The sequence below is a fragment of the Mesorhizobium sp. IMUNJ 23033 genome, assembly GCF_044778005.1.
GTDB lineage: Bacteria > Pseudomonadota > Alphaproteobacteria > Rhizobiales > Rhizobiaceae > Mesorhizobium > Mesorhizobium amorphae_A.
Window position 1 is genome coordinate 23,381 of sequence record NZ_JBJACT010000048.1, and the last position, 9,231, is coordinate 32,611.

A 9,231-nucleotide genomic window follows, 5' to 3' on the forward strand; every position below is an offset into this window, starting at 1 on the left:
CTCCAACAACGAGGAGATGCATACATGGCTACCAAACAAGGCAAGAAGGACAACCGCCTCTCGGACAAGGAGGCAATGCATTTTGATGGGCATCCGCGCTTGATGACGTGCTAGTTAGTCACTGTGTTGGGGCGGATCACCGCCATCGCGACCGAGATAATCGCTGACCGCGGCCATGATGGCCAGGAACGAGGCGGAGTATCTTGCGAACCCGAATGCCTGTGCAGCTACAAGTTTTGCACCATGCCAATGCTGATCGACAAAGTCAGAGGCCGATTGCCGGACTTCGGCGGACGCCTCCCCAAATATCTCACGTTCTTTCGCAGTTGGCTCGAACGACCTGCCGATAATGTGACCCAGCAACAATCCTCCGGCTGAACCGGCGATAACCTTTACCCGAGCGGAATTTGTGACGGTCTGAGGCGCGTGCTTCACAAAGGGAATTGTCGCTCCAAAACGCGGTTCTGGCGCGCTCGGTTCGACAGGGTTCTTCCTTAGCCTTTTTTCGCCTTCAGCGCTCCTTCTGCCGGCATCAAATACCGCAACCGCGCCCAGCGCTATCGCCGCCGCTGTGCCGCCGTTTTCCTTGATGGAGGCTGACACCCCACCAACGACCTCGGCGACCTTGTGCTTCGCGTATTGAGTGGTCGCGTCGGCCAGATGCCGCGGCTGCAGGCGGCGGCTTATTTCGCTTACAGGCGCAAACAGGGCCTGCCGTTCCAGTCTGCTTTGCTCCTGGATCTCTCTCAGGTCATCTTTGAGTGGCGCCATAGCGTATCCCCTGCTTCACCGCAGCCAGATCGCTGCGCACCTGGTTGGCAGTCTCGACTGGGGTGATGGTCCATCCGACCAATGCCCGTTTTGCCAGGTAGAGGGAAAGCAATCCTCCCCCGAACAACGCAATGCCAACGATCAGACACGCCACCATTGCGCTGATACCAGCAAGAATTACCGCCAGGATCAGGAATTGGACCATGGCGAAAGATGCCAGGATGAAGAGGATTACGGCCGCAATCCCGCATACACCCGAGGAGACGAGTGTTGAGGTCTTGCTCCTCATTTCCGCCTCGAGCAGGCGCATGTCCAACCGCATCAAGGAAGCGAATTGACCGATCGCTTCGCTGACGAGATTACCAAAGGGGCGACGATCGCCATCATCATCCATGGACAAAGCCTCTCTCTTCTCAGGACCGATCCGAGCTTCGCATGATACGGGTGAGCATCACGCCGGCCAGGATACCGATACCAAAAAACGCTGCTGGTTGACGCTGCGCGAACTTCGTAACAGAGTCGAACAGTTCGCCGACATTGCGATCTCTGATATCGGTCGAGATCCGCTCCACACCTTCAGCCGCGCGGCGCACCATGCCTGCGACCTGAGGGGCTTGCTTTTCGATACCGTCCGCGGCCTCCTTGACGGAGTGCGCAATGTTGGCAATTGCGTCTGCTCCAGCGGTCTTGTTCGTCTCAACCGCTTCTTTGAAAGCGCCCGCAGCATCGGAAGCGACGGACCCGGCGTAGTCCTTTGCGTCGGCCGTTACAGAGGCCGCAGCGTCTTTCAGATTGGTCGCTGTTTCCGTCGCACTCGACTTCAATTTGCCGAGGGATTCCGCACTTTTTCCGGCAGGTTTCGGGCTGGACGGATTCTGCCAATTCTCATCAGATGGATTAAATCCGGTGGGGTCGTTAGGGTTGGGTGTGTTCACGATGTTTTACTCCTGTTCATTGGAGGTGAACTCCGCCGGCACCATGCGGTTCCTAGCGTCGGCAAATTTTTTGTTGCTCCGAGGAGCGGCGACGAACGGGACCGCCAGGCGGGTAATTTTCGGCAACGGCTGAGGTCCAACACGCATGGTTTTATGATGCGAATCGGGCGATGGAGATCGCGTCCATCCCTGAAACGAGGCGTGGGAACTTAAGCACCTCGGTGCTTGTTTACGATCATCCCCAAGGAGGATCGAACAATGACCGCAAACGAAAACCGTCGTGAGACCGGCGCCACCAAGTACCCAGCAAAAAACGACCCCGACCCGTCGGACAATTTCTCCCAGGATGCGGCAGGCAACAAGAAGCCGGCAAGCGGGATGGGATTGACTCGGCCCGCCGGCGACGTGGACGAACAGACCCGCCAGTCCGACGGACAGAACCCGGCTAGGCGGGCGGCTCCAAGCCCCGATACGCAAAAGAACTCTGGCGGGGGCCCTGCGATCGCGGAGGGCTCGAAAGACGCCAAGGCGCCAAAGGCAGGACGGCAGCCAGGCGCCTACAAAAAGGGCTGAATACAACAGATCTCGCCCAACACCGGTCGACATATCGACGTGCTTGTGAACGCGGGGTGGTGAGGTTTCTAGGATGTAGGCGCGACGACAGTTTTGCAGGAACTTAGTGTGCAACGGGACATTGAGGAAGACACTCAGCCTCCTCTTCAATTTTGGGAACGCACAATGGCAAAGACCGCAAGACAGTCGTCAGGCAAGCCCGCGACGATCCATGATCAAAAGCTCACGCGAGGCAATGGCGGAGAGGTTCACCAGCTAGCTGAGACGGACACTGAAGTCCTCACCACTGCACAGGGCGGGCTGGTCTCGGATGACCAGAACTCGCTGCGGGTCGGCGAGCGGGGCCCGACCGTCCTCGAAGACTTCCATTTTCGCGAGAAGATTTTCCACTTCGACCATGAGCGGATTCCAGAGCGCGTCGTCCATGCTCGTGGCTACGGCGCACACGGCTATTTCGAGACCTACGACTCGCTGGCCAAGTATACCCGTGCCGACATCTTCCAGCGCGCCGGCGAGAAGACGCCGGCCTTCGTGCGCTTTTCCACGGTCGCCGGCAGCAAAGGTTCATTTGACCTTGCGCGCGATGTCCGCGGCTTCGCGGTCAAGCTATACACCAAGGAAGGAAACTGGGACATCGTTGGCAACAACATCCCGGTCTTCTTCATCCAGGATGCGATCAAGTTTCCGGACATGGTTCACGCCGTGAAGCAGGAGCCCGACCGTGCCTTCCCGCAGGCTCAATCTGCACATGACAATTTCTGGGATTTCATCTCGCTGACGCCCGAGTCCATGCACATGATCATGTGGGTGATGTCGGACCGCGCGATCCCGCGCTCCTTCCGCTTCATGGAAGGTTTTGGCGTGCACACTTTCCGCTTCCTGAACGCCAAGGACGAGTCGACCTTCGTCAAGTTCCACTGGAAGCCGAAGCTCGGCCTGCAGTCAGTCGTCTGGAACGAGGCGGTCAAGATCAACGGGGCCGATCCAGACTTTCATCGCCGCGATCTATGGCAGGCCATCCAGTCCGGCAATTTCCCGGAATGGGAGTTGCGGGTTCAGCTCTTCGACCAGGAATTCGCCGACAGCTTCGCCTTCGACGTTTTGGACCCTACCAAGATCATACTGGAGGAGGTCCTCGAGCCAATCCCGGTTGGTCGCCTCGTTCTCGATCGCATGCCGGACAATTTCTTTGCCGAAACCGAGCAGGTGGCGTTCATGACGCAGAATGTTCCGCCCGGCGTCGACTTTTCCAATGACCCGCTTCTCCAGGGAAGGAATTTTTCCTACCTCGACACCCAGCTGAAGCGGCTGGGCGGACCCAACTTCACGCATATCCCGATCAATGCGCCGAAGTGCCCGTTCCACCATTTCCAGCAGGATGGTCATATGGCTATGCGCAACCCGGTCGGCCGGGCCAACTACCAGCCGAATTCGTTCGGCGAAGGTCCAAGGGAGTCGCCGCAGCGCGGGTTTCGGTCGTTCGCTGATGCTGAGGACGGACAGAAGGTCCGGCTGCGCGCGGAAAGCTTTGCCGACCACTACAGCCAGGCGCGCCAATTCTTCAACAGCCAGACGCCGCCCGAGCAGCGCCATATCGCTATGGCATTGACCTTCGAGTTGAGCAAGGTGGAGACCCCGGTCATCCGCGAGCGGATGGTCGCGCATCTCCTGAACATCGATGAAGGTTTGGCTGTCATCGTCGCGGACAAGCTCGGCATCAAGAAATTGCCGTATCCGGCGGATGCTGCTGTCGCGCCAAGAGGCGATCTCGAACCGTCGCCAGCGCTCAGCATCATCGAGAATGGACCGGATAGCTTCGAGGGGCGCAAGGTCGGCGTGCTGGTCAGCGAGGGCACCGATGCAGCGCTGCTGAAGAAGCTGCAATCTGCGATCGAGACAGAAGGCGCAACGATGGAGGTGGTTGCCCCAAAGGTCGGTGGCGTCGAGGCCGCAGATGGAAGCTGGATCGAGGCTCGGCACATGATCGACGGAGGACCCTCAGTCCTGTTCGATGCCGTGGCTGTCCTGCTGTCGGAAGAGGGAGCGGACCGGCTCACTCAAGAGGCGGCAGCGCGAGATTTCGTCGCGGACGCTTTCGCGCATCTCAAGTTCATAGCGTTTGTGCCTTCGGCCTTCCCGCTCTTCGTCAAAGCCGGCGTTTCAGTTGATGCGGACGAGGGGCTGATACCGCTCGACGGGACCGAGGGAGTAGACGCCTTCGTGCAATCCTGTCGGAAGCTACGGCTCTGGGCAAGAGAACCGGCGGTGAAGCTTTGAGATAAGTTTGAATATCTGGCACGACACAAAGGCTGCGTCATGAGCTTCCTGCAGAGTGTGAAGAAAGCTGTCGAGGAGGTCACCGGTGTCGCAAGACCAGGGAGGCAAGAGGTCATCGATCTTGTAAGGCTGCGAAAACCGGATGAGTTCCACTTCAAAGGCGATGGGTTGGTGCCCAACCATCCGTTTTGGTCGCTTGTCGTCTACCGAGGCGCCGTGAAACTGCCCGAAGCATTCGATTCCGCGGCCGTGATGGAAGGGCTTTTTAACGCAAATGGCTGGGGTGATAGCTGGCGCAATGGCATCTACGAATACGTTCACTATCATTCGCGGATACACGAGGTGCTCGGCGTCGCACGCGGGACGGCCAAGGTCCGCTTTGGCGGAAACAAGGGGCGAACGCTTTCCCTGAAGGCCGGCGACGTCACGGTTCTTCCGGCCGGCACAGGTCACCAATGCATTACCGCATCCAGCGACTTTCTGGTCGTCGGCGCATATCCACCCTTCGGCACATATGACGAATGCACGACTGCCGAGCAGCATAAAGGCGCGCTGTTGACGATCCCCCAGGTTGACCGTCCAGGCAAGGATCCCGTCTATGGGAGCAAAGGCCCGCTTCTACAAAAATGGAAGAAGGTTTGAAGGGAGGCCGCCGACGCGGTGGCACGATACCCTCCATCTACCGGAGTTATTTCCGGTCAAGTGTCGATCATCCGACAATCCTTTCGAAAAGGTTTGCGCCAATTGCGCCCCCGGCCGGAACTGCCGTCGCTGCTCGACGTTTCCGAGAAACCTGCAGTCAAGGAGTACGAGAATGCAAACCTCTGCCGCAAGTTCCGCACCTCCTCCCGCCACCCTTGCCATCGTGCCCTTTGACGGCACGCTAACGGTCTGGTTTTCAGACGCCATCGTCGCGTCCAGCAGGCGGGCGAAGTTGCTCCATGAAGATGGGCGAGATCCGGTCTTCTACATCCCGTTCGAGGATATCTATTTCGAACTCTTCGAGAAGACGAACACAACCACAGACTCCCCATGGGGCACGGCCAGCTACTGGCGCGTTCATGCCGTCGGCGCATCGGCGGATGATTTCATGTGGGCCTATGAGACGCCTGAAACAGCCGCTTTGTCCATCGCCAAGCACGGCGCATTCGATCCGGATAAGGCGCGCATCGATGCCGACCCGGCTGAGGACAAGCGACATACGCCGCACGTGCCCGAATAGAGCAGCGGACGATGGAAGCGAGACCTCAACCCGCGAACTTCTTCGGCGGACGCGCAGACCTTCGTGATATTTCGACGTCGAGATCTGTGGGCCTGCCATAGTTGTCCGGTAAATCGGAACGCTTCACCGGATTAAACGCATGCAAGGCAAGCTCAGCGTGGTCCCCGATTTCAGCCGTGGACGCGGCTAAGGGACCGGATCGATGAGGTCCTGATGTCAGCGCATGGATAGCGGCCCGCTGGGCGACAGCTGCATCCATCTCTGTGTCGATATGCAGCGTCTGTTCGCAGAGCCGTCGCCTTGGGCTACGCCGTGGACAGCCCGGGTCCTTCCTTTGATAGAAGCGCTAGTCGAAAGGCGCGCCGCGCAAACCGTTTTTACCCGCTTCCTGCCTGCCCAGAGGCCGGGCCAGGGGGCGGGGACGTGGAAGCGCTATTATGAGCGGTGGGCTTCGATGACCTTGTCGGAACTCGAACCGGAGATGATTCAACTCCTGCCTTCTCTGATGCAGCATTCTTCCTCCGGCAACTGTTATCGACAAGCACATCTATTCACCCTGGTTCGAGAGCGGGCTCAGGAGTTTTCTCTCGCAGCATGGCATTGACACGCTGGTGATCACCGGCGGCGAGACCGACGTCTGTGTGCTGGCGACGGTGCTGGGGGCGATCGACTTCGGCTACCGGGTGGTGCTGGTGACGGACGCGCTGTGCAGCACTTCGGATGCCACTCATGACGCGCTCCTGACGGTTTATCATCAACGATTTGCGCAGCAGGTCGAGACCGTGGAGATGGACACCATCCTTTCGGAGTGGTCTTAGCTAGTCAGCCGGGGACGGTCACTGAGAAAACGCCAGCATAGCGCTTGCCTTCAGCGCCCCAGACAAATCCGCTAGCCTGCCTTCGCCTCAGCCTCAATCTCAGCGAGCTTCTCGTCGATTTCGTGCGGTTGGCCGTGTTCCAGGCCAACGACGTCGTTTCTGGTCTCTTCAAGCGCAACAATGATCTCGTCGAGCTTGGCGTGGATGGCCGAGGTGTCGCGATAGCCTTGGATCAGAACCACCCCGGTGATGATGATTGCGGCGACCGATAAGGCATAGGTCACGATGTTCGTCAGCCCGAACGGGACAAGCAACGTGCAAAGGACCATGGCCGCCAAAACGAAATAAAACCCCGGAGGGCGCGCCAAAAAATCGGCGATGAGAAAGAGGAACCGGTTCACCAGGAACCTCGCTGCCGGCGCCTGAAATCATCCAGTTTCCCCTCAACCGGATCGGCAGGCTCTGATGTGGACGTCTCTGGCCGCGGCCGTCTGCCTAGCCTCGACCGCGGACAATTCTCGTAGCCGTGATCGCGGGCTCCGCAGCACAAACAGCACATGGTTGGATCGTTTAGCATCCACTGAAATGCACGGTTTGAAATCTGGTTGCAGCGGTCTCCACAAATCTGTTGCCGCAAACGTTGCGTTCGCTGCGGAACAAAGCTGATGGGTCAGGCTCTTGGGAGGCCAGCTTCGGAGCCAACGGAACAGAACCCCTCCCGCCACATTGTTAGTCAGTCACTACTAACAAACAGGAGGTTTCCATGGGTCGCGGTATCTTGCTCTGGCTGCTCGGTATCCCAATTCCGATCATCATTCTCATCATGCTGTTTGCGCGGTAGGGGGCTGACATGCAGGCAACACTTGTGACTTCCGAGGACTCTGCACCAACAGAATCCTCATCTTCAGCCGTGAGCTGGGGGCCGATCGTTGCGGGCGCATTCGCGGCTTCGACGCTTACATTCATCCTAATGTTGCTGGGCTCCGGGCTTGGTCTCAGCATGGTCTCGCCCTGGTCCGGCGCCGGCGCATCGGCCACGACCTTTGCGGTGACCACCGCCGTCTGGCTGGTGATTGTGCAATGGCTTTCATCAGGCGTGGGTGGCTATCTCACCGGTCGACTCCGCACCAAATGGGTCGGGGTTCATACCGATGAAACTTACTTCCGCGACACGGCCCACGGTTTCCTGGCGTGGGCGCTTGCTACTCTTCTTGTTGCGGGCGTCCTCGGTTCCGCGCTTTCCGCGGCACTGAGTACTGGAGTGCAGGCCGTTTCGACCGTAGCCGCAGGGGCCGCGACAGGCGCTTCGGCTGGCGCCGCGACCAAGGATGGTGGAGCATTCGACAGCACGTCCTATTACGTGGATGCGCTGTTTCGCCCTGCCGACCCAACCAAGCTTGCCGCCGCCAATACCGATAGCGATGCGGCGGCAACCACGCAGGCTTCGCGCATCCTGCTCGCCAGCGCGGCGAACGGGGGCGAATTCACGGCCGACGACAGCGCCTATCTCGCGCAACTTGTGGCCGCTCGCACCGGGCTTTCGCAAGCCGATGCCAAGGCGCGGGTCGATGCCATGATCGCCAAAGTGAAGGACGCGAAGGTCAAGGCTCAGCAAGCTGCCGACACCGCCAGGAAGGCCAGCGCGACTTTTGCCCTGCTCGGTGCATTATCGTTGGTCGTCGGTGCCTTTATCGCCAGTGTAGCAGCCGCATTAGGGGGCAGGCAGCGGGACGACGAGGAAGCAATCTTTCTTACTGGCCAATAAGGCTGCCAATTCCCGACGTCCGATTTGACAGAGGCCCGCCGTTCTATGGCGGGCCGTTTTTTTGTCGGCGCACACAGAGGTAACGCCATCGCCCGTTGGATGCCCTTGGCGCCCAAAACTTGGTGTCGCGCCGCGGCGACAGGCGGGACAACGCAAATTCTCCTTGGCAAAATCGAGGACCGGAACCTCCCGTTCACCGGCCACCCGAAGTCACCAGGAGCGGCGCCAGTCCAGACGGACGCCGCAAATCGGAAGGCTGCAAGGTGGAGAGGAACGTTAGGCACTTCTAGCGGTTCTATCTCGATGGAGTGCCCCAATGAAACAAGAACTGATCGATCAAGCGATTGGCTTCTTGGCACAATATCGCGACACGCTGGTCGCCAGCTATTCATCGATAGGGGAGGATGGAAAATTCCACCTGATGAGCATGGAAGAATGCCGTGATGACTTGGACGTGGTCGCGGTAAAGGACATTGCTTCGCTAAATGGCCTCATTGCCAAAATGACCGCCGGGTATGTTCCTTTCTTTACGCATGCGCGCAAGCTTCGCCCCCAATGGGCGCGCTTCACGATTTTAGTAGGAGGCCGCTGCCTCAATGCTAGGTATCGCGTGCAATGCTGTCCACCTCGCGAAATGGTGCTCGGCAAGGTCTTTCCTAGACTTTATGCGGAGCTGTATACCCTCGCACACCCTTGTCGGCGGCTTCGTTGTTGCCTAGTTGTGGGCCACGGGCCGAGTGAAGTGGAACCGCCACGGACTATGCGCGGGCAAGACACCGTCCGCCTTGAGGCTGATTGGTTATGATACCCCTCGGCAAGCCAATTGAGCAGATCCTTGGGATCGGCGCCCTCCTGCTGTTGTCGATTGGT

General features: G+C 58.9%; 10 protein-coding genes and 1 pseudogene. 7 read left to right on the forward strand and 4 right to left on the reverse strand.

Annotation, left to right across the window (positions count from 1 at the left end):
• Nucleotides 1–114: 114 nt before the first annotated feature.
• From ACFX5Q_RS32495 to ACFX5Q_RS32505, 3 genes are read right to left on the reverse strand one after another with little or no spacing between them, the layout of a single operon-like run.
• The gene (locus tag ACFX5Q_RS32495; RefSeq protein WP_404284366.1) at nucleotides 115–771 is read right to left on the reverse strand and encodes a hypothetical protein; all 657 of its coding nucleotides are present in this window, start codon (nucleotides 769–771) and stop codon (nucleotides 115–117) included.
• Nucleotides 752–1,165, reverse strand: a complete 414-nt coding sequence (locus ACFX5Q_RS32500; RefSeq protein WP_404284368.1) for a phage holin family protein — start codon at nucleotides 1,163–1,165, stop codon at nucleotides 752–754. Before ACFX5Q_RS32500 ends, ACFX5Q_RS32495 begins: the two co-directional genes overlap by 20 nt.
• 19 nt (nucleotides 1,166–1,184) lie before the next feature.
• Nucleotides 1,185–1,706, reverse strand: coding sequence for a hypothetical protein (locus ACFX5Q_RS32505; RefSeq protein WP_404284369.1), 522 nt, complete (start codon nucleotides 1,704–1,706; stop codon nucleotides 1,185–1,187).
• A 258-nt stretch (nucleotides 1,707–1,964) separates the two neighbouring features.
• Here ACFX5Q_RS32505 and ACFX5Q_RS32510 point away from each other — a divergent pair, with 258 nt between their 5' ends.
• From ACFX5Q_RS32510 to ACFX5Q_RS32530, 5 genes and pseudogenes are all read left to right on the forward strand, one after another.
• A complete protein-coding gene (locus ACFX5Q_RS32510) occupies nucleotides 1,965–2,279 on the forward strand; it encodes a hypothetical protein (protein WP_404284371.1) in 315 nt (104 codons plus the stop codon).
• A 165-nt stretch (nucleotides 2,280–2,444) separates the two neighbouring features.
• On the forward strand, nucleotides 2,445–4,556 hold the full coding sequence (locus ACFX5Q_RS32515; RefSeq protein WP_404284372.1) for a catalase: 2,112 nt from the start codon (nucleotides 2,445–2,447) through the stop codon (nucleotides 4,554–4,556).
• Between the two features lie 39 nt (nucleotides 4,557–4,595).
• Nucleotides 4,596–5,198: a cupin domain-containing protein gene (locus ACFX5Q_RS32520; RefSeq protein ID WP_404284374.1), complete on the forward strand. Its 603-nt coding sequence runs from the start codon at nucleotides 4,596–4,598 to the stop codon at nucleotides 5,196–5,198.
• A 172-nt stretch (nucleotides 5,199–5,370) separates the two neighbouring features.
• Complete coding sequence (locus tag ACFX5Q_RS32525) at nucleotides 5,371–5,778, forward strand: DUF427 domain-containing protein (protein ID WP_404284376.1); 408 nt, start codon at nucleotides 5,371–5,373, stop codon at nucleotides 5,776–5,778.
• A gap of 223 nt (nucleotides 5,779–6,001) precedes the next feature.
• Nucleotides 6,002–6,596: pseudogene (locus ACFX5Q_RS32530) on the forward strand (cysteine hydrolase family protein).
• A 71-nt stretch (nucleotides 6,597–6,667) separates the two neighbouring features.
• Here the strand turns inward: ACFX5Q_RS32530 and ACFX5Q_RS32535 are convergent.
• A complete protein-coding gene (locus ACFX5Q_RS32535; protein WP_404284378.1) occupies nucleotides 6,668–6,997 on the reverse strand; it encodes a low affinity iron permease family protein in 330 nt (109 codons plus the stop codon).
• Between the two features lie 449 nt (nucleotides 6,998–7,446).
• Here ACFX5Q_RS32535 and ACFX5Q_RS32540 point away from each other — a divergent pair, with 449 nt between their 5' ends.
• Nucleotides 7,447–8,361, forward strand: coding sequence for a hypothetical protein (locus ACFX5Q_RS32540; RefSeq protein ID WP_404284380.1), 915 nt, complete (start codon nucleotides 7,447–7,449; stop codon nucleotides 8,359–8,361).
• Nucleotides 8,362–8,677: 316 nt separating this feature from the next.
• Nucleotides 8,678–9,166: a hypothetical protein gene (locus ACFX5Q_RS32545; protein ID WP_404284381.1), complete on the forward strand. Its 489-nt coding sequence runs from the start codon at nucleotides 8,678–8,680 to the stop codon at nucleotides 9,164–9,166.
• The last annotated feature ends 65 nt before the right edge of the window (nucleotides 9,167–9,231 follow it).